At 38.0% G+C, this 20944-nt stretch carries 18 protein-coding genes, 1 pseudogene and 1 riboswitch; of the genes and pseudogenes, 7 read left to right on the top strand and 12 right to left on the bottom strand.

Annotation, left to right across the window (positions count from 1 at the left end):
• Positions 1-46 precede the first annotated feature (46 nt).
• Positions 47-1264 (bottom strand): MFS transporter, encoded by a 1218-nt coding sequence (locus TR08_RS21720; protein WP_045521828.1) that lies wholly within the window; start codon positions 1262-1264, stop codon positions 47-49.
• 307 nt (positions 1265-1571) lie between these two features.
• Between TR08_RS21720 and TR08_RS21715 the strand changes: the two genes are divergently transcribed.
• Positions 1572-2417: a thermonuclease family protein gene (locus tag TR08_RS21715; protein WP_045521827.1), complete on the top strand. Its 846-nt coding sequence runs from the start codon at positions 1572-1574 to the stop codon at positions 2415-2417.
• Positions 2418-2646: 229 nt separating this feature from the next.
• Here TR08_RS21715 and TR08_RS21710 read toward each other — a convergent pair whose 3' ends face one another.
• Genes TR08_RS21710 through TR08_RS21700 form a run of 3 tightly spaced genes read right to left on the bottom strand, consistent with a single transcriptional unit; the run spans position 2647 to position 6308 of the window.
• On the bottom strand, positions 2647-3810 hold the full coding sequence (locus TR08_RS21710; RefSeq protein ID WP_045521826.1) for a Ger(x)C family spore germination protein: 1164 nt from the start codon (positions 3808-3810) through the stop codon (positions 2647-2649).
• A complete protein-coding gene (locus TR08_RS21705) occupies positions 3811-5223 on the bottom strand; it encodes a spore germination protein (RefSeq protein WP_045521825.1) in 1413 nt (470 codons plus the stop codon). It abuts the gene before it with no gap.
• Complete coding sequence (locus TR08_RS21700; RefSeq protein WP_045521824.1) at positions 5220-6308, bottom strand: GerAB/ArcD/ProY family transporter; 1089 nt, start codon at positions 6306-6308, stop codon at positions 5220-5222. Before TR08_RS21700 ends, TR08_RS21705 begins: the two co-directional genes overlap by 4 nt.
• 423 nt (positions 6309-6731) lie before the next feature.
• Between TR08_RS21700 and TR08_RS21695 the strand changes: the two genes are divergently transcribed.
• The 3 genes from TR08_RS21695 to TR08_RS21685 all read left to right on the top strand — a co-directional run bounded on the left by TR08_RS21695 (position 6732) and on the right by TR08_RS21685 (position 8530).
• Entirely contained in the window at positions 6732-7526 is a 795-nt protein-coding gene (locus TR08_RS21695) for a histidinol-phosphatase HisJ family protein (RefSeq protein ID WP_045521823.1), read from the top strand.
• A 533-nt stretch (positions 7527-8059) separates the two neighbouring features.
• The gene (locus tag TR08_RS21690) at positions 8060-8278 is read left to right on the top strand and encodes a DUF1659 domain-containing protein (RefSeq protein ID WP_045521822.1); all 219 of its coding nucleotides are present in this window, start codon (positions 8060-8062) and stop codon (positions 8276-8278) included.
• 33 nt (positions 8279-8311) lie between these two features.
• Positions 8312-8530, top strand: a complete 219-nt coding sequence (locus TR08_RS21685) for a DUF2922 domain-containing protein (protein ID WP_045521821.1) — start codon at positions 8312-8314, stop codon at positions 8528-8530.
• A 341-nt stretch (positions 8531-8871) separates the two neighbouring features.
• Here TR08_RS21685 and gnd read toward each other — a convergent pair whose 3' ends face one another.
• From gnd to TR08_RS21660, 4 genes are all read right to left on the bottom strand, one after another.
• On the bottom strand, positions 8872-10275 hold the full coding sequence (gene gnd, locus TR08_RS21675) for a decarboxylating NADP(+)-dependent phosphogluconate dehydrogenase (RefSeq protein ID WP_045521819.1): 1404 nt from the start codon (positions 10273-10275) through the stop codon (positions 8872-8874).
• A 77-nt stretch (positions 10276-10352) separates the two neighbouring features.
• On the bottom strand, positions 10353-11699 hold the full coding sequence (locus tag TR08_RS21670) for a GntP family permease (RefSeq protein WP_045521818.1): 1347 nt from the start codon (positions 11697-11699) through the stop codon (positions 10353-10355).
• A gap of 24 nt (positions 11700-11723) precedes the next feature.
• A complete protein-coding gene (gene gntK, locus TR08_RS21665; protein WP_045521817.1) occupies positions 11724-13265 on the bottom strand; it encodes a gluconokinase in 1542 nt (513 codons plus the stop codon).
• On the bottom strand, positions 13258-13989 hold the full coding sequence (locus TR08_RS21660; RefSeq protein WP_045521816.1) for a GntR family transcriptional regulator: 732 nt from the start codon (positions 13987-13989) through the stop codon (positions 13258-13260). The genes gntK and TR08_RS21660 overlap by 8 nt, the downstream gene beginning before the upstream one ends.
• Before the next feature lie 998 nt (positions 13990-14987).
• On the opposite strand from TR08_RS21660, the gene TR08_RS32150 reads away from it, so the two are divergent.
• Positions 14988-15653, top strand: a complete 666-nt coding sequence (locus TR08_RS32150; RefSeq protein ID WP_193747821.1) for a hypothetical protein — start codon at positions 14988-14990, stop codon at positions 15651-15653.
• Between the two features lie 110 nt (positions 15654-15763).
• Here TR08_RS32150 and TR08_RS21650 read toward each other — a convergent pair whose 3' ends face one another.
• Positions 15764-16507 carry a hypothetical protein gene (locus TR08_RS21650; protein ID WP_045521814.1) on the bottom strand — a complete coding sequence of 248 codons (744 nt, stop codon included), beginning with the start codon at positions 16505-16507 and terminating at the stop codon, positions 15764-15766.
• Positions 16494-17609 (bottom strand): hypothetical protein, encoded by a 1116-nt coding sequence (locus TR08_RS21645; RefSeq protein ID WP_045521813.1) that lies wholly within the window; start codon positions 17607-17609, stop codon positions 16494-16496. Before TR08_RS21645 ends, TR08_RS21650 begins: the two co-directional genes overlap by 14 nt.
• Positions 17610-18218: 609 nt before the next feature.
• On the opposite strand from TR08_RS21645, the gene TR08_RS21640 reads away from it, so the two are divergent.
• Positions 18219-18593: a YmaF family protein gene (locus TR08_RS21640; RefSeq protein ID WP_045521812.1), complete on the top strand. Its 375-nt coding sequence runs from the start codon at positions 18219-18221 to the stop codon at positions 18591-18593.
• An 89-nt stretch (positions 18594-18682) separates the two neighbouring features.
• Here the strand turns inward: TR08_RS21640 and TR08_RS21635 are convergent, their stop codons facing one another.
• A complete protein-coding gene (locus TR08_RS21635; protein ID WP_045521811.1) occupies positions 18683-19582 on the bottom strand; it encodes an acyl-ACP desaturase in 900 nt (299 codons plus the stop codon).
• Between the two features lie 303 nt (positions 19583-19885).
• Positions 19886-19969: riboswitch (cyclic di-GMP riboswitch) on the top strand.
• Positions 19970-19992: 23 nt separating this feature from the next.
• Here TR08_RS21635 and TR08_RS32735 point away from each other — a divergent pair.
• Positions 19993-20130 (top strand): hypothetical protein, encoded by a 138-nt coding sequence (locus TR08_RS32735; RefSeq protein WP_193747820.1) that lies wholly within the window; start codon positions 19993-19995, stop codon positions 20128-20130.
• A gap of 600 nt (positions 20131-20730) precedes the next feature.
• On the opposite strand, the pseudogene TR08_RS32730 reads toward TR08_RS32735, so the two are convergent.
• A pseudogene (locus tag TR08_RS32730) lies at positions 20731-20944 on the bottom strand (hypothetical protein); the annotation flags it as partial.

Genomic DNA, 20944 nt, shown 5'->3' with positions numbered 1-20944 from the left:
CAGTCCCGTCAGATCAGCAATCTACTCTACCTACTGCCTTGATAAATCAATTTCCCTGCAAAACACCCTGTCTTGCTTTTTCCTTTTTCTGTTCTTTTTCCGCTCTACCATGTAAGAAGTAGTAAAGAACGAAGGATACTACAACCACACCTGCCATATATAAAAACAGACCGCGATATCCTGTAATAGGAACGAGGAAGCCAAGTAAGTATGGTCCTGCGCCTAGTCCTAAATCATACAGGATATAAAATGTAGAGGTTGCCAAGCCAAAACGATTTGGCGGTGAGACCTGGATCGAAATGGTTTGTGCGACTGAAACAAAGTTACCATATCCTAAACCAATAAAGGCAGCTGCTAGTAATAAAATGACTCCGTAGTAGGCTTGACTAAACAATACCATTCCAATTGCAAAAACAGCCAGGCATGGATAAATAACGATATTAGCTCCTTTTGCATCCATTAAGCGGCCAGAAAAAGGGCGTGATAATAACAATATAATGGAATAGACAAGAAAGAAAAAGCCAGCAGCATCCACTAAATTAATGTCCTCAGCATAAAAGGACAAAAACGATAACACTCCTGAATAACTAAAACCAACTACAAGGGCTACAAATGAAATCGGTACCGCCTTGTATTCAAGATAATTAGATAGTTTAAAGCCTGTTCCAACCTGCTCTTTATCTTTTTTAACTGCTGGAATCGCTGGTAGATTCACGGCAAAGGATATGACCATACAAATAGCAGCTAACAGTAAATTAAACATAAAAATCATATTAAAATTTCCATACCGAGTGAAAAGCATTCCCACAAATGGTCCTATTGCTGTTGCTAATACGGCACTCAAACTAAAGAAGCCAATTCCTTCGCCTCTTCTACTTCTTGGAACAGTTTGAGCAATAATTGTTCCTGTTGCCGTACTGGCAACTCCAACTGCGACCCCATGTAACAGCCTGTTAATGATTAATAATGATAAATTTGATGTGAAAAAATACAACGCAGTGGTGATGATGAACAATAGTAAGCCCACACGAAATGTTTTCTTGCTCCCGACATCTTCAATCATCCGTCCCGTTACCAATCGACCAATTAACGATCCAATAATAAAGATACTGGAGACAAGCCCGGCAATACTTGTAGATGCACCAAACTGATCAACAGCATACCTAGCTATGGTCACCATTAATAAAAAATAAACTAAAACTAATAAAAAGTTAACCAAAGACACGATGGTAAAATTCCTCGTCCACAGCTTCTCCTTACCCATATTTCTCCCCCCTGATTCTTCCACATAACAGGAAACCTGCTCTGCTTTCCTTATAAAATAAACGTCGATGTCATCTCGCGAATTTAGTTGGTCGATACAACTAATTACTATACGGTACCACAATTTCTATTATATGTATAGTGTATATTTTCTTCAAAATCCTCAACTCTACATACAAATTTCGACTAGACCCAGCATTCACTACCTAATTAAACGTTTAATTAAATGTCCCACGAGCCCTTTTTTTGATAAACGAACTTTGGTATCATTTGAAGATATTTAGTTTTTTTGGAAGGAGTATATTAAGTTGAAATTAACACGATTTGGTATCCTTTTTATTTTGCTAATAGGTCTTTTAACGGCATGTGCTATAGAAGACAGCACGCCTAAGAAGGATACAGAAACACCTACGGAGCAAGCAAAAGAACAGACCCCACTACAAGAATCTGCTCCCGAGGAAGAAGAAGAGACTCCAAGTGAGCCAGTTAAAAATGAGAATGAATACTATACAGGAATTCCGAGGGGCAAGGTATTACCAGCTACTATTGTAAGAGTCGTGGATGGAGACACGTTAAATATTAAGGTGAATGGGAGAGAAGAAACAGTTAGGCTGTTACTAGTGGATACACCTGAAACAGTCCATCCCGACAAGCCTGTACAGCCCTTTGGACCAGAGGCCTCTGCTTTTGCAAAAGAGACATTAACACCTGGAAAACAGGTAGAAATTGAGATTGATGTCAGTGAGCGAGATAAATATGGCCGCTTGCTTTGTTATTTGTATGCCGATGGTAAAATGTTTAATGAGCTGCTGCTCGAAAAAGGGTTAGCTCGAGTGGCATATGTATACGCCCCTAATACTCGCTATGTTGACCAATTCTACAATTTACAAAAACAGGCACAAGCAAAGGAAATTGGGATTTGGTCGATTGAAAATTACGCAACTGATCAAGGCTTTAATGAAGGAACCGCCAAAAATCCGTCCACTGGTTCTTCTTCGTCAGGGAAGTGTAGGATTAAAGGCAATATCTCAAGCCGGGGAGATAAGATTTATCATATGCCTGGACAACAATATTATGATGTGACGAAGCCTGAAGAGATGTTCTGTAGTGAGGAAGAGGCACAGAATGCGGGGTATCGTAAGAGTAAGCGATGAATATAAAAGAACCAAAAAGGTTGCTCATGAATGAGTAACCTCTTTCGCAATGCATATCTATGAAAAACTGATGAATGGGGATGATTAGTCTTGAAGTTTATTGGTCATAAATCCGATTCAGTAATAGAAAAGCTACCCAATCATATAGGCTTGGGTAGCTAATATAAATCTTTCTTCAAAAAATTTTTTAATCCGTCCAAGGATTGTTATCAAGATGGCCTAAGTGGCATCATTTCCTATTATTAAGAGGCGTATCGATTCCAGCATTGATTCTATTTATGCTTTTTAATGGTGCAATATCTACATGGATGTCTTTTTTATTTAAAATGGGGAATTTCCCGCTGGTTTGAGACGACTTCCAATCATCGTGCATAAATCGGTACATATAGTCCTCAAATTGATAAATATCTCCACCGATTTTTTGACTTTTTAAATATCCATCATACACTTCTTTTCTTATTTCTTCTTTAATCTGTCTCTTGATTGTTGGGGAGAGAATCTCTTTGCTTGATTCTCTGACAATGGCAGAGATTGTTATATCTAAACCCATTTGTATCCCGTTTTCGTCTTTATTCACCATTCTTTTAATCTTTGGGTTCAATAATTCGATTTGAACAAATTCCTCCTTTCCTGCATTTCTATCACTAAAAATGACAGGTGATCGGACTGATTTGTTATTCACTCGAATAAAACCCTTAAGATCTTTTTCATTTAGGTGACCCTTCAATTTTGCCCCCTTCATGAGATAGGCACCATTAAAAATGGTCACAGGCAATTTATCTTTATCATGATTCATGATCGCATCGTTCGTGGATATACTTGGCACTAGTATCGTTTTTGTTTTTTCATGTAATTGATAAACAAGTCCCTGCAGCGATAAAGCTGGAATAGAGGAATCTTGCTGCTGCATGTATTCTGGCTGAACAATCCTGGCGTTTGTGTAGGCATAATTAAAGGGAACCTTCGTGGTAAAAATCTTTTCAACCGGTTCCTCTGTACCGTAAACCCAGCCCGTTAGACGTATATTGAAATTAGTATCTAACGCCTCTACTGTTTTACTTAATCTGTTTTCTAATACTGACTTTCCAAAAACAAACACACTTATCTGGTCGTAATTTACTGGAATTTGAATGCCATGGTAGATCTTAATAATCGCATCTTCCACCGTTTTTCCTTTACCTTCTCCAATCCAGACAGGGCTAGATTCATCACTTTTCCCCTGATCCATTTTCGCTACATTCGAGAAATCTAGGAACTGGAGCACAACGTGATATTCATCATTTTGATAGTCAATCCCCATCCCGACTGCATAGGATTGAAATTGGATCTCATTAATTTTCATACATCCCGTTAAAACAGATAGTATACAGATAATGGTTAGAAATTTCCTCATCTATTCACCTGATCTGGTGCCATCTTTAATATGTAAAGATGCATTCCGTTTTTTCATGAATGAAAACGGGATGCGGAAAAAGGTAAAGAGGATATCTTTACCTTCTGGTGAAGAGATATCCGCTAATATAGGAACCCCAAAGGACTTCAACCTTGTTAAATAAAGAAAAACGAACAACAGACTGATAATAAATCCATAAATCCCCATAAAGTAGCTAAAGATTAGAACGAACACTCTTAAGAGAAAAATGTTACCCGCTAGAGACTGATTGACAAGAGTAAAGCTAGAAATCGCTGTGATCCCAATAACAACTAGCATTGTCGGTGATGTAATACCCCCGCGGATGGCTGCATCACCTATGATCAAGCCGCCAAGAACGGCAACGGTTTGTCCAATTCCCTTCGGCAAGCGTGCCCCTCCTTCTTTAAATAACTCAAACATGACTAGCATGAGTAAGACTTCAATAAATGGTGAAAATGGCAAACCTAATCTCGAAACCGTGATCGTTGCAATAAGAGGAAGGGGTAATTGTCCTACATTATGTGTGATTAATGCCGTATAAAAGCCAGGCAGAAACGTCGTCGTAAATAGACCTATAATACGCAGGGTTCTTTCCAATGAAGCATAATAAAAACTCGTATTTTCATCTTCAGGGGTCTTAAAAAGAAAAGACAGATCGATCGGTGCTATCAACGCTGTTGGGGCTCCATCCATTATAATGGCAAACCTCCCTTGATTGATGGCTTCTGAGACAAAATCAGCTCTGCCTGTATAGTCTATTAGCGGAATAAGCGTAAATTTATTGTCCAATATATGTTCCATCAGCATAGAGGAACTTGTTAGAATATCAATATCTAAAGCCATAAGACGTCCCTGTATATCTCTTAAAATCTCTTCATTTATAATATCCTTTATATAAAGGAGAGAAATCTTTGTATTCGTTCTTTTGCCAATCGTGTAATCTTCTACCACTAAAGATTTCGTCCGTAACCTTTTGCGGATTAGTCCAAGATTCGTCGTGATATCCTCAACAAATCCATCCTTCGGTCCGCGAACCGAAACCTCTACCACCGACTCATCCGGCTGTCTTGAGGGAGATTTACTGATATCATAAAAAATAATCTTATCTCCAGGAGGTATGACCATTAGCTTCCCTGAAAAAATCGCCTCCTCTATTTTTTCAGCATGGATATCCTTTTTGCTCGTAGCCTCCATCTGTAAAGATTGATAAATGGAGCTGGAGGTTTCCATAGAGGGCAATACAAACGAGGGAATCAGACTAGTATCCGTTAAGGGTTTACAATAGACAAAAATAGAAGATTTCCCCTTAGAATGCTCCTCTTTTATTTCGATATCAGACGAATGGTTGAAAAGCTGCTTCAGGTTTTCAATCGAGAAAAGGTGTTCGTTCATGATTCAATCTTGCCTCCTGACCACTTCTGTTTATTCTTCACGATATAGACCATCAAGGATAAGATTTGAATGGTTAATAAAAAGAACGACAGAGGTCTGAAATATCCATAGATAATGGTAGAGAATGGGCTTTGATCAAATGGATAGATACAGGCGATAAAAAGGATCGCGTATATGATCCTTACTACTTTTACATTCGCTATTCCTTTAGTAAGAATTTGGGATGCGATGAATACAAATAAACTGATTCTAATCACTCCACCTGAAAGCCATTGATAAATCGCAAAAAAATCCGCATGGGAAAAATATCGTCCAATGGAAATTAAGCGCCACTCTTCATATGCAGGATATCGATACTGAGAAGCCTGCTCAGGTCCAAACTCAACAATCGCCCCAATAGTCGGTCCTAGCATTAACCCTATGATAACCAATCCAACAAAGAATAATTGCTTTCTTGAAACAGCCTTCTGTAATACCGGAGTTAAAAAAATGATGATAAATAACTCTAAGATGGGTAAAGAAGTATATAGTAGACCCTTAGTCATTGGTAAATAGCCATCCGTAAACAATGGGAATAAAAGTTCATAATGCTTTTTCTTCATATTTGCAAACGAAATAAAAAAGCCTAAGAAAAGAACGATAGGACAAAGAATACTGCTTAAGAGCCCAATCGAAAACAAGCCAGACTCGGTACATAGCAAACAGAAAATGAGTAGTACAACGGCCAGTGTAAAACTGTTAAATCCTTGCATGTAGCTCAATTGTGACCAATAAATGATATCCTGTGCAGTCACAAAAGCATCAATCAGCATATAAATGGCTAATGGTAATAGAAGGAGGTAATAACTAAGCAGGCTCCCATGTTCCTTTAAAAGCTGAATGATGGAACGCTTGTTTACGATAGCGATAATCTTGTATAGAACGTAAATCCATAAAGGTAGAATGATGAACGTTACTAGGATACTAATCCAAGAATCTCTTTTGGCTGTCCTTAACAGGAAAGGAATAATCTCAACATGTGCAAACAAGCCCACAGAAAGTAAAATGATGTACACGATTGAAATAAATCTTAACTTATTCTGCATTTTTTTATTTCCTTTTTTCCATATTATTCATCTTGTTTTTGAAACCTATTCTGAGATATTTAACTATTTAGTTTTAAACACGATAAATAATGATGTTCCCTCTTTGATTCGAGGATACTCATGATTCCATAAAAAAAGAGAAGAAATTTCTCTTCTCTACGTATTTTAGTTGCAGGATATTCCTTACTTTTAAAAGATGTTTCAATAAAAGTGCGGGACGTTTATCAATCATCATCGGGTCTCTACCTCCGGAAATAATCATATAATAATACGCTTTCATATAATTGAATGATTGGGAACAATTAATGTGTGAACAATCTGACAAAATTGTGCTCAACTCCCAATCAGACAAATCTTTGTTCCACGATGGACAATTGTGAATATATTCACTATAGTAGTTTTAAAAAAAGCTGGTGAAAAACTATGTATTTAATGGATTATCATCATCACACCAATCATTCTTTTGACTCCTCCGCTAGTATGGTGAAAGTATGTAAAAAAGCAATCGAAAACCAGATCCAAGAAATTTGCTTTACCGAGCATTTCTCCGTTAATCCGCTTGCGCCAACCTACGGTCACATGGTTTTTGAAAAGTATTTGAATGAGATTCGTTCTTGTCAGAAACAATTCCACACCCAATTAACTGTAAAGGCCGGAATTGAACTTTGCGAGCCTCATCTATTAAAAGATCAATATGATGAAACACTACAACCACTAGACTTAGATTTCATCTTGGGTTCCGTCCATAATCTTAATAACCAGAAGCTTCGTCTGGCCCTCAAGGAAGATCATCCAACCGCCTATGAACGGTATTTTAATGAACTATATCATATGGTATCGACAGCAGATATAGATATCATCGCCCATTTCGATTTAATGAAACGATATGCCTATAAAGAACATGGTCTTTATGATTTTCATGAATATCAAGAAATGATCGAACAAATATTGAAAAAAGCAATTGATAGAAATATAGGAATTGAAATTAATACCTCTGGACTTAGAACAGGATTAAAACAGACATTGCCATCCATCGAAATCATCCAACAGTATAAAGACTTAGGCGGAGAAATTTTAACCATTGGATCAGACTCACACACCGCTGAGTCAGTTGGAGCAAACCTCTCCGATGCGCTTTCTATTGCAAAGGAATGTGGATTCAACTATATCTATAAATTTGAAAAAAGAAATCCTATACCAGTAAAAATAGAATCATAAATTCGGGTGAACAAAAACTTTATTCATCCTTGTAAAATAGGAATTCTATCCTCAAAAAAAGATATGGCTAAATATTAATAATTAATATTACCGTAAACCTTTATTCATAGTTTGTTCATGTTTACTAGGTAAGATAAATACATGAAAAGGACCTCCTATTTACTTTACCTTTTTCATACCCCCCTTTTTAAGATTCAGCATTATGCTGAATCTTTTTTGTTTTCTTCATTCCCAGGCATAATCTAGCCCTTCTTCGAATCTATCAACTTAGATTTCTACTTAAACTTCGAGCCTCCAAATCTAGTTTCGCTGATAAAGGGTGGGTTTTCGCTGATAACCTTTAATTTTCGCTGATAAAAGGTAGATTATCGCTGATAGATTTTTCTAGTAGCCTATGAGTCAACGAAATTAGATGGAAAACAGAAAAAAGCCTCTTAACCTTCAATTTTTTCTCCAGATAATAAATTATTTTCCACGACCATGTCCTTTTTCCCTATTTTTCTATATATAAAGGGTGAAAGGAGGTGATTACGATGGCACAAGCAGTTATAACAACGTCTAAGTTACGTTTGGTGTTCCAGGTAGGAATGGATGATGACGGCAAACCGCTTCTAAAGGCGAAGACTTTCAGCAATATCCAAAAATCTGCAACTCCAGATCAACTTTTACAAGCAGCACAAGCCATTATTGGTTTATCCAATGATACTCTCAGCAATATTGAGAGAGTCGACAATTCTGATTTACTAGCGTAAGCGGAAATTAAATGATGATAGGAGGTGAATAAAATGGCTAAAACACTAGAGTTAGAGTTTGTTACGGAGTTCGGGAAGTCTGCGCGTCTTTCAGTAGAAAATCCGAAGGAACCGATTGAGGAAGCAGTGGTAAAGGCTGCGATGGAGGAAATGATCGCGTCTGGAGTCTTTACATCTACAAATGGTAATTTTGCTTCTGTAAAAGGAGCACGAGTGATTGATCGCAATGTAACGGAATATGAGATTGTTTAATAGAGTAGGGGACCGGCTTCAGGTGAAAGCCAGTCTCTTTTTTGATTGGCTAAGAATTAATAATACCTTAAACCTTTATTCATAGTTTGTTCATGAATACGGGGTAAGATAAATACATGAGAAAGAACTCCTATTGATCTTTTCTCTTTTTCATAAAATCCCCCTTTTTTATGATTCGGCATTTTGCCGAATCTTTTTTTGTATACTAGGCCAACTAACAATATTCCACCATAATTGTTACCGAACGCTTCTTTAGGCACTATCATGCCCTGCTCCCGTTTCTGAACGAGTTCCGTATTCAAAAAAAATAAATCTACTCCAATGAAGGAGTAGGTTTATTTTTACTGCCAGTTTGTGTGAAAGACTCCTGACATATCCGTACGTTCGTAGGTGTGGGCGCCGAAGTAATCACGTTGTGCTTGTAAAAGGCTAGCATTTGAAATGCCTGTTCGGTAACTATCATAATAGGTAAGGGAAGCACTTAAACATGGAAACGAGATCCCAGAAGTAACGCCGTCACAGACGACTTTGCGTAATCCCATTTGATACTCTTTCACCTTTTCAGCAAAATAAGGGGCGATGAGCAAATTCGCCAAATCCGGCTGCTCTTGATACGCTTCGCTTATTACATTTAAAAATTCTGCACGAATGATACAGCCGCCACGAAAAATAAGGGCAATATCCTTTAATGGTAAATCCCAGCCATAAAGTTCAGAAGTCGTTTTATATTGAGTAAATCCTTGCGCATAGGCACAAACTTTACCTACATATAATGCTTGTCTAATGTACTCAATCCACACATCACGATCGAAATTCCGCTCATCCAACTCTGGCCCAGCTAAGATATTTTCAGCCAGAACCCGTTCTTCTTTTAAAGAGGATAGGTAACGGGCAAACAAAGACTCTGTAATAATTGATGCCGGGATCCCGTTATCGATGGCTTGCATGCTCGTCCATTTACCGGTTCCTTTTTGTCCTGTTTTATCCAGAATCATATCTATCAGTGGTAAGCCTGTTACTTCATCCTTCTTCCGTAGAATCTCTGAAGTAATCTCGATTAAATAGCTTTTCAATTCTCCTTGATTCCAGGTTTCAAAGATGTCGGCAATTTCATTAACGGATAAATGTAACCTATCTCTTAAAAAAGTATAGGCTTCTGCAATTAATTGCATATCGGCATACTCAATCCCGTTATGTACCATTTTTACAAAGTGACCTGCACCTTTTGGACCTATATACGTACAGCAAGGAACATTGTCCACTTTGGCTGATATTTTTGTAAGAATAGGTGCTGCTTTTTCATAGACGCCTTTATCGCCGCCTGGCATGATAGATGGTCCTTCCAAAGCCCCGACTTCGCCGCCAGAAATCCCGATTCCTAAATATCCAATTCCTTTTGACTTTAACTCATCGTATCTACGTTCCGTATCTTCGTAATGAGAGTTACCGCCATCCATAATGACATCACCTTCTTCAAGATATGGTACTAACGAGCCGATCACCGAATCAATCGCCTTACCCGCTGTAACCATAACAAAGACTTTTCTCGGAGTTTCTAACGACTGTACAAAATCTTGAACTTCATAGTAAGGGGTAATCGCCTGTCCATCAAGTTTTTCTACAAGTTGATCGGTTAAATCTCTCGTGTAATTATAAACAGCTACTTGTTCTCCTTTATTAGCCATGTTTAAAGCAATATTACTGCCCATGACTCCTAAACCAATGACACCAATTGTATGTAACATTTATTTCTTCTCCCTTAATCTAAGATGAATAGGCAGTAAAACCCTCACTAAAAAAGGGGTTTACTGCCTGAAATGACTTATACAAATAAGCTTAATAATAGAATAAATCCTAATCCCGCCACGGAAATAATCGTTTCAAGCAAAGTCCATGTTGCAAACGTTTCTTTCATGCTTAAACCAAAATACTCTTTAAACATCCAGAAACCAGCATCATTCACGTGTGAAGCGACTAAACTTCCCGCACCTGTTGCAAGAACCACTAATGCAAGGTTAACGTCAGATTGACCTAACATAGGAATGACTAGTCCAGCGGTTGTTAGTGCTGCAACAGTCGCAGACCCTAGCGCAATACGTAAGATTGCTGCAATGATCCATGCAAGCAAGATTGGTGACATAGAAGTTCCTTTAAATAGTTCAGCAACATAATCACCTACGCCGCCATTAATCAACACTTGTTTGAAGGCCCCGCCACCACCGATGATTAAAAGCATCATACCAATGTGTAAGATTGCTTGTGTACATGATTCCATAACATCTTTCATTGGAATCTTTCTTGCTATACCCATTGAATAGACCGCAAATAATAAGGAGAGCAACATGGCAGTTCCGGCTTCGCCAATAAATCGGATTGCTGCTAGTAAACCAGTATCTTCAAAGCCCATTGTCTTTTGCATCAACGTAATAATCGTTGCAATTGACATTAAAATAACAGGAAGTAAAGCGGTAAAAACACTGATTCCAAATCCTGGTGTGTTTTCAAGTTTAAATGTTTTTTGTTCACCTAATGAGGCAATGCTGCCCATTTTCGTAAAAGATTCTGGTACAATTTTTTTAGCAATTTTCGTAAAAGCAGGTCCTGCTAAGATTACTGTTGGTACAGCAATGATAAAACCATAAAGTAAAACTTCACCAATGTCCGCACCAAATTCACCAGCAATAGTAGTTGGACCCGGATGTGGAGGCAAGAAACCGTGTGTTACGGATAAAGCTGCTGTCATTGAAATACCGAGAGACAATATTGAAACTTTTAATTCTCTTGAAATCGCATAGACAATTGGAATCAATAATACTAATCCAACTTCAAAAAATAATGCGATACCGATAATAAATGAAGCAACAACTACAGCCCATTGAGTATTTTTTTCTCCAAATTTGTTCACAAGGGTCATCGCAATTCGCTGGGCACCGCCAGAATCGGCAATTAACTTACCCAGCATTGCTCCAAGTCCAAAAATTAACGCGATATGGCCAAGTGTACCGCCTAATCCCGCTTCAATTGTTTTGACAACTTCCTCTAGTGGCATTCCAAGTGCTAATGCAACACCGAACGATACAATGATCAATGAAACAAAGGTGTTTAATTTTAAACCCATGATTAAAATAAGTAATGCTACAATTCCAATTGCTACAATTACTAATGGCATTTTGTAAATCCTCCAAGTTTTTATCTAGTTGTGTGGTGTAAGCTTTCTTTGATAATTGGCTATCCGTGTATAATCTTCTTTTAATACTCTGGATAAGTGAATAAAGATCGGCAGCAATTGCCTGTATTCTTTTGAGGCAGCCTCTTCAGGTGTATGTGTATAGGTGCTGCCAACCATTTCAGAAACAACTTCAAATGAATCGATTTTTTCTGTTGCATATAGTCCTAAAATACAAGCACCAAGGCATGAACTTTCATAGCTTTCAGGAACGACTACTTCAGATTCGAATATATCGGACATCATTTGTCGCCAAACCTCCGACCTTGCGAAGCCTCCCGTTGCTTGGATTCGGGTAACTGGCCCATCCATGCATTCCGTTAAAGCTAGAAAAACGGTGTATAAATTGTAAATAACTCCTTCTAACGCTGCTCGAATCATATGTTCTTTCTTATGTGACAAAGTTAAACCGAAAAATGAGCCGCGCACGTCTGGATTCCATAATGGCGCACGTTCACCTGCGAGGTATGGATGGAATAACAATCCATCCGCGCCTGGTCTTACGCGTTCTGCAATCTTGGTTAACACTTCGTATGGATCAATTCCTAATCTTTTCGCTGTTTCGATTTCAGAAGAGGCAAATTCATCTCGAATCCAGCGAAGGACGATTCCACCATTGTTCACCGGCCCGCCTATTACCCAATGCTTCTCCGTTAAGGCATAGCAGAATATTCTTCCCTTTTCATCTGTTTGCGGCTTGTCAATAATCGTTCGAATCGCACCGCTTGTCCCAATAGTGACGGCAATCTCGCCTTTTCCAATCGCATTGACACCAAGATTTGATAGGACTCCATCACTTGCTCCAATGACAAAAGGAGTTTGTGGATCGATACCAATTTGTTTGGCTAAGTCAGGATCACAGTTGCGGAAAATCTTCGTTGTGGGAACAAGTTCAGATAATTGATCACGCGTTACACCCGCAATATGTAATGCTTCTTCATCCCAATCCAAGTTTTCGAGATTCATCATGCCCATACATGAAGCAATGGAATGATCGACAACATATTGATCAAAGAACTTTTTAAAAATAAATTCTTTAATTCCGATATATTTTTTCGCTTTGACAGCGATTTCAGTACGGTCATTGACTATCCAGGCCATTTTGGTTAATGGTGACATTGGGTGAATTGGTGTTCCAGTTCTCCTGTAGACTTCATGCCCATTCATTTCATCTTTTATTTTATGTGCCCAAGCTTCACTCCGGTTATCTGCCCAGGTGATACACGGAGTCAGTGGTTGGTCGTTTTCATCCATGGCAATGACACTATGCATGGCGCTGCTAAATGAAATAAAAGATGGTTCTTTATCAGAATGATGTTTCGTGATGTTCGAAATCGCTTGCAAAACAGCCTGATAAATCTCATTCGGATCTTGTTCCGCTGTCGACATATCAGGTGTGTACAGTGGATAACCAAAATTCTCTTGCTGGATGACTTCGCCTTTTTCAGTAAATAATACTGCTTTGGTACTTGTTGTACCGATGTCTACTCCTAACATATAGTTAGTCATTTTGTTGTTCGACTCCTTTTGAAAGCAGCTGTTGAGACCTCCATAAGTCCTCAACTTTCTCTTGAACATCATCAAAGTTTTGATGTAACGATTTGACCATAAGCTCTCGATCTTTTGTTTCGATTGCATCAATATAAAGTTGATGATTATTAATGATCCTTGAAAAGTCTTCATACTTTTCTTTAAAGCGACTACGCATAGATAAAAGAATCAAGCTTTCCATCACAGGTTTTAAATTATCCCAGATCATTAGGATATAAGAATGATCGATAGCCCGAATAATCGTTTCGTGGAATAGGACATCCTGATAGGAAAACTCATCAGCGTCCTGGTATTTTATAGCAACCTTCATCATTTCTAGTATTTTACTAAGTTCCATTACCAATTCAGTCGTTTCCACCCTTACAAGCCGTTCAAATACAAATGTTTCAATAAGGATACGTACATCATAAATTTCTGCATATTCTTTTTCTGTTAAACCTACTACAGTGGCTCCCATCCTTTCTAATCGGATGATATTTTCAGATGCAAGTACTTTTAATGCTTCACGGATGGGGGAACGGCTCACAGCAAAGTCTGAAGCTAATTTATTTTCCGATAGGACGGTACCGCTTTCAATCATACCCGAAATAATCCGCATTCTAAGCTCACTGGTTACACGATCTCCAGTTGAAGCTTTTGAAAGCCATTTTGTGGGATATAAAAGTTCATTGGTTTTTGTCATTCATTCACCTTCTTTTAGAATACGAGAATACTTGTATACAAGTATTATAAATCAGAATTTAAATTTTGCAAGCGCTTTTCTTCTTCCATTATTTAGTAAAATTACTCTGTTAAAAAAAAGCTTGAGGATAGTCCTCAGCTCTTACATGGAATAATTAGGCGTAGTTTCATAATCGAAGTGCGCTTTTTTATATGCCTGACTTGATTGGTTAAGATGAACCTAGTCCTATCACACTGTTTTTTAATTCTTATATCCCCACTATGAATATACAAATTTGGTAAATCATATCCAATATAGCAACAAAAATAGATAAATAACACTAGAGTATTTACTAATTCTCCTAAAATTAAAGGTAGTTTCTACGTCTACCAACCCTTTTGAAAAACGAACTCAATGTAACGGAATATGAGATTATTTAACAAAGTAAAGGCCGGTTTCCCATGGAAGCCGGCCTTTTACCTTGTTAGTTCGCTATTTGTGCCAAAGATGACTTTTTGTAATCTAACAGAAGGCTCACGGAAGTACGATTACATAATAAAAAGTGCTAATTATTAGCACTCTAAAAATTTTTCTCGATGGTAATTTACCATCTTTAAAAGTTTTTGTTTTAAGCCAGAATTCAAGCAATCACAATGAAGTTGGTAAAAGTAATTATAACTCAATTTATGATAATTTTTAATCAGTTGCCTTTTCACTTTCTCACCTCAAAAGAAGGATTATACCTATCTTATCGGTTTTAAAAAAATAAAGTTTAGAGAATAATGTACATTTGGTTAAAAAGTCCTACTTCCAACAAAGGAATTCCGTTAAAACGTTATCGTATAATTGAATCCAATTGCGTAATACTCTACCTCCTCTTTCCTTAACATCAGCGATTCCAACATCAAAAAGGGAGGTTTCTAAGTAATAGAATCACCTCCCTTTCACAATTACCAACATCTACATCTAAATAAACACCCAATATTCCTACATCGTTTGCGTTCAGTATTATCCTTCTTATGCTTTTCATCATGATTACAATCATCGTGCTTGTCTTTATTGTCTCGCTTCTTACAATGACAATCATCATGTTTGTCGTTTCTGTCTCGTTTATTACAGTCATCATGCTTGTCGTTATGGTCTCGCTTCTTACAATGACAATCATCATGTTTGTCGTTTCTGTCTCGTTTATTCCAGTCATCATGCTTGTCGTTTCTGTCTCGCTTCTTACAATGACAATCATCATGTTTGTCGTTTCTGTCTCGTTTATTACAGTCATCATGCTTGTCGTTTCTGTCTCGTTTATTACAGTTATCATGCTTGTCGTTATGGTCTCGCTTCTTACAATCACAATCATCATGTTTGTCGTTTCTGTCTCGTTTATTACAGTCATCATGCTTGTCGTTATGGTCTCGCTTCTTACAGTCATCATGCTTGTCGTTATGGTCTCGCTTCTTACAGTCATCATGCTTGTCGTTTTGATCATGGTTTTTCTTATTGTCATGGTTGTCCTTATTGTCATGCTTGTGCTTATGATGTTTTCTACCCTTCATTATCACTATTCCCTTCTTAACAAACTTTTTTATATAGTTAGTTTATTAAGACTGGAGAAAACTGTTTGGACGAACTGCCATCTTAGAACAGTTTTTTTACTTACTTCTAATATTGGTCCATCTGGATATTAGAAATGGAGGTAAAAGCTAGTTGATTATAGGGCTTTGACAAGAGGGAGTAGGAGATTGCAGCTTCTTCATTAAAAATAAGACTTGCCCTCATCCAAGAGCAAGTCTACGCGTTACTTCATGATAAAATACAAAACCATCATTAAAACCGAGACTCCCTGTCCAACGGCTAGCCCAATCAGCCATTTTTTAAACAGTCCTTCACGCCGAACACCACTCTCAACACTCTGCTTCCACTTTTCTTCCCACTTGTCCTGAACGTCTTTTTGAACTTGCACAACCTGTTCACTCAACTGCGCCATTTCCGCTTTGTACCTGTCTTCAACCGCAGTAATCTCTTTTAAAATCAACCCTAACCGGTCGCTAACCACTTCATATTTCACATTCAAGGTGGAAGCCTGCTCACTCAAAGCCTCCGTCAGATGCCTAATACAAGTCAGCACCCTTTCCGTTTCCCTAACGATAAACTCTTGATCATCCGGCTGCAATCCTTTGACATCAGCTAACAGCTTTTCTGTCTTCTCTATATAATCCTGATATTGCTGGTGCCAAAAAGCAATCTTCTTTTCAAGCACCAAGATATTCTCATCGAATCGTTCCATCCCACGATCAAACAACTCATTCTGTGGATTTATGACCTCTTCCTTTAGCTGCTCGCTAACCTGCATGGGGAAGCTATTCATTGATTTCTGCATGTTTTCAATAGATTCATAAACTTCTTCGTTCAATCCCGCAATCGTTTCTTCCCGGTCTTTCATAAGCTTCTTCAGGTCATCATAGAAAAGTTCATTATTAATTTTCTTAAGTGATTGAATGGCCTCTGTATATTTCTCATCAATTGTATTAGAAGTATTCATTTCCAATGATCCTCTCCGCTTGCTTTAATATAATTTGGCAGAACTGGTGATAGGCCCATCGTTCCTCATCAGAAGCATTCTCCGCGAACAACTTCTCCTGCCAACCTGAAACAGCTCTCACAAACTCTTCTTTTAAAATATCATCTAGCAGTTTAGGACGTAGCAAATCCTGTTCCCATTCCAGCTTTGCTCTACCCAATCTATCCTGAAGCTCTAAAATACAGTTTTCCTTTTGACGTTCCTTTTCCTGCAGCTCAAGTAGGTTTTCCTCTGCTAACCGTTTATGCTCATTCTTTAGTGCCCATAGCTGCATCATTTCTTCCTTGCTATTCACCTTAAACTCGTTGATCTGGCTGAGATAATAGTCATAAACACTATCGTTATTCCGTTCTAACGTATCAAGCACAATCTGATAATCCTCTTCAAAGTTGCCAAGCTTTAAATATTGATCAAGCCCCCGACCATGCTTCAAACTTACACCCACAGCAGGCAGGTTGGTTTCAAAATCAAATTTGGCGTTGGAGGAGATGTTCTCCATGCTCCGTGTTAACAACAGCCAAATGTTGGATAGCTGCTTTTGATAAAAATCAAGCATTTCCATCTCGACCAAATGATAGCATTCCATCAACTTGGATATCTTCCGCTCCTTAAAGACCACTTGATCCTTTTTATCAAATTGAAACTTGTCATCTAATGAGCACTGGAACTTTTCCAACTGAATCATATCCAAACCCTTACCTTCACCCTCGTAAATCGCAAGTTCCTTTTGCAAAGCAACAACAGTTAACTCCAAATTCTCGAGAATTCGCTGATCTTCTTCTATGCTTTCTTCCATCGTTTTCATCTCAGTCTCCATCCGTTCAAGATCGAGATTCTTCTGCTTGCTCATGCTATGCTCGATGTTTTTTATCTGCATAATCTGATTTTCAGCGGTTCTTACCGCCGTTAACTCATCTAACAGTCCATTAACACCAATCAGTACCTGATCCTTCTCATACCTATGACCATCAAACTGCAGGAGCTCCTCATTAAAATGGTCAATTGCTACGTAAATCCATTGATCCTTTTCTTCTTCCAACCTCGTTAGCAAATCAGCGATCATGTATTCGTCACCTTCGGATCAAATGCCCGGTACTCCCCTGACATCACTCTCATCTTGTTAAAAAGATTCTCTACAAAAAAAGCATAACATGCATTCCGCATCCTTTTCCCTCCTATGGGACTAGATATTTCCATTTTACTATAATACTAGGCAGACTTCGACATTTCTCTACCATAAATCCTTCCAATCAAACGTTTGATTAAAAAGGTCACACACCCTTTTGAAAAACGAACTCTGTATGATTTTCAAGAAAATTTATAGTCGAGGATTGGCACGGTTTTTTATTACTAATCTCCAAAGATCATCAAAATGATGGCTCTTTTACAATCCTCGACGGGTTCCTACAGGAATTAAATTAATTAAATGATTGATTAAAACGGAGAAATATCCCTTCAAATTAATCTTTTGCCCTTGAAAATTGTTAAAAGCAAGTCAAAATGTGAAAGGTAAATCTTGCGATTTACCTCCTTTTATTTAGGATGGTGAGGTTGATACCCCCTTACCTACGTGGAGTCGATTGCCAGGAAAGAGATACTCGGAATGGGGCATCAGCACAATTTGAGCGGAGGTTGAATAATGTGTTTAAAAGCTTTTTAGGAGTGGTTATTCATGGATATACCTGTTTCTGGCTTTATGTATGCTTCCGATGGTTCAGACCCTATGCATTCCCATCGACTTTATATTACTTCCTGGGATGGAAGACCTGTTCATGTTCACAGCTTTAGCGGCATTACATCTTTTGAAGATGGACACAGTCATCAATACGCTGGAACTACTGAACCAGCACCTACAGGGGTCCCGCATAACCATAGATTCTTTACCTTTACTTCTGTTGATAACAGACATAGACACCAAATACAAGGGGTAACAGGACCTGCCATTCCTCTTGCAAATGGTGGACATTATCATGAATTTAATGGTACCACCACTATCAACGGATCCAACCCACATAGACACTTTTATAGTGGAAGAACAAGTCTCTAAAATCATTTTAGCCATATATTTGTCCATATAAAAAATAGCTTGGCATTCACGCCAAGCTATTTTTTATGTCCTTCGGGTAGTGACACTTTTTATTTGCGGTTTGCAGATGCGTAAAATCGATCTCTTACGCGTTTAAGCCTTGCATGGTAGTTAAGAAGATCCAGCCGCGCCTTTTCTGCTTCAGGAGCAATCGGCCTAAGCTTCTCGATTTCCCAATAGTCAACAATGACATCCAGCACTTGATCAAAATATTCGAGCGGCCCGTAATTGGCTTCCTTTGCAATAATGGACATTCGGTCTTCAAAATCAGGCATGACCGTACCCGGCATCTTAAAATTTTTAATGACATGACCGAGGTAGTAGCAGTAATTTGGTTCCAATTGCAAGTGTAACTTGATGACGTCGCGATAAAAAGCATAATGAAGCGTTTCATCCTTTGCAAGCCGTCTAAGGAGCGTGGCCAATTCTTTATCATGACTTCCAGCTACTTTGGCAACATTATAATAAAAAACCATGGTTGCAAGTTCCTGGAGTGAAGTATAGACCATCGTCTCAAAAGGGGTATCAAAATCTGGCTCAAATCCACCTTCTACTGTCTGCTTGTGCAATTGACGAATGCGTTTGGGATCGGCGTTTCTTGTAATCAACAGGTAGGTCTCCAATAGGTTTGAATGTTGATCTTCTTCCGCTGTCCAGGTATGGACAAAATCCTTGATGACAGTGAGCGACCCTTTAAAGGTTTGATCTAGATGGGATGTAAACCAAGGTAGATTAACCTCTGTCAAAAGAGCGGTCTCTACTGCAGTTACCACACCTGGCGGTAGTGCTACTTGGTCAGGGTTCCAAGGTACTCTCCGAAAATCCTGCGCTTTATCCCAAGGCAAGAAGTCATGATAGCCCCAATCTATTTTTTCAGCCCTTCTCTTGTGTTCCTCGTAAAGCTCCTTCAATTGCGGTTCAAGTCTAAAGTCTAAATGGTTCGTCAGCAAATATTTCCCTCTCCCTTTACTACTACTTTTTCTTATTATTCCATTTAACCATAAAATTATAAACATTCCGATTTTATAGGCTCCATTTTTGAAAAGTATTTAATTGGTTAAAATTGTAATGAACATAATGTTAGTGAGTTTCCCAAATTAAAGGTAATTACAAATAAAAATTCGACTAGTGGTAACCCTGATTTGGCTTCATTCTAAAATTTATTAAAAACAAGGACAAAGGTAATAGGAGGATACTCCCGAAATTTGTCGAAATCACAGTGACTTTTTTCTACTTTTATGTTTATAATAGTAAGTATTTAAGGGCAAACTCACTGAAAGGTGAAGACGCAAAGCTATAGGGGCTTCTGTCCTAGGACCAGCCAGCCAGCTACCATCAAATGAAAAAGGGGAATTTTTTGATGTCAAAAAGTATTTGGATCACACCTGAAGAGGCAATGAGAAAGAAGAAAATGAAGAAGAACCTACTGTATATTTCAATTATGATTGGCACAGTCGTTCTTAGTGCAGTAGTGACTGTACTCGCCAACTCAATTTAGAATAGTCTATGCTTATATAGATCGCTTCGTTTTCCTATTATTTCAACTAATAAACTACAAGAAACAAAACTAGCATTAAACCCTACTGGGGACACAATTGCTACTATGTTTCATTAAATCGGCATTAAGCCGATTTTTTTGTTCATAAATCAGGCACTTGACTGATTGAAAAATCCATTTTTAATTTCATCATGCTAATGGCTGCGATAGCTGACACGATTCAACATTATTCAAGCTTAATTTAACTATTTTAATCTAACTAAACGATTGCAAGAAAAAGACTACCATTTTGGCAGTCAGATATTTAAGTAAGCATAAAGCACCTGTCTTTGGAAGTCCTGGCTTAACATTTATTTAGTTTTTCCTTAAATTCTCTTAAAACTTACTTCCGTTTTTAGAGAATGGGATTTCCTTCTTACTTACCAAAGCAGGTATCTATTCGATTACTTCCTTATTACTTTTAGCCTTCTTCACCACGTAAAGTAAATATAGTCCAATTAATACATGAGTATCCCCATAGCTAAAGCTAGGGGTTTCGAAAGAATAGTCTTAAAAAGCACCATTGTCTATACGTGGGCTACCACAAGTCCCGCTACTACATCAGGCCGAAGCCTTCAGCTTTGCATGGCTATTTTTCATGATGATGATTTTCTGTGGAGCTTGAAGGAATTGATTTCTTTCAAGTCCTTCAAAGGCATTCTTTACATGTTTTCGAACGATATTAAAGGCTCCATTTACATCTGCATGGATTAGAACTTTTGAGCCCCTAATTTTGTAAAAAGCTCTAGTGCTTCGATACCCACTAAAAATAGTT

The organism is Neobacillus niacini, from assembly GCF_000759675.1.
GTDB classification, from domain to species: domain Bacteria; phylum Bacillota; class Bacilli; order Bacillales; family Cytobacillaceae; genus Neobacillus; species Neobacillus niacini_A.
This window is presented reverse-complemented; position numbering and strand designations above follow the sequence as displayed.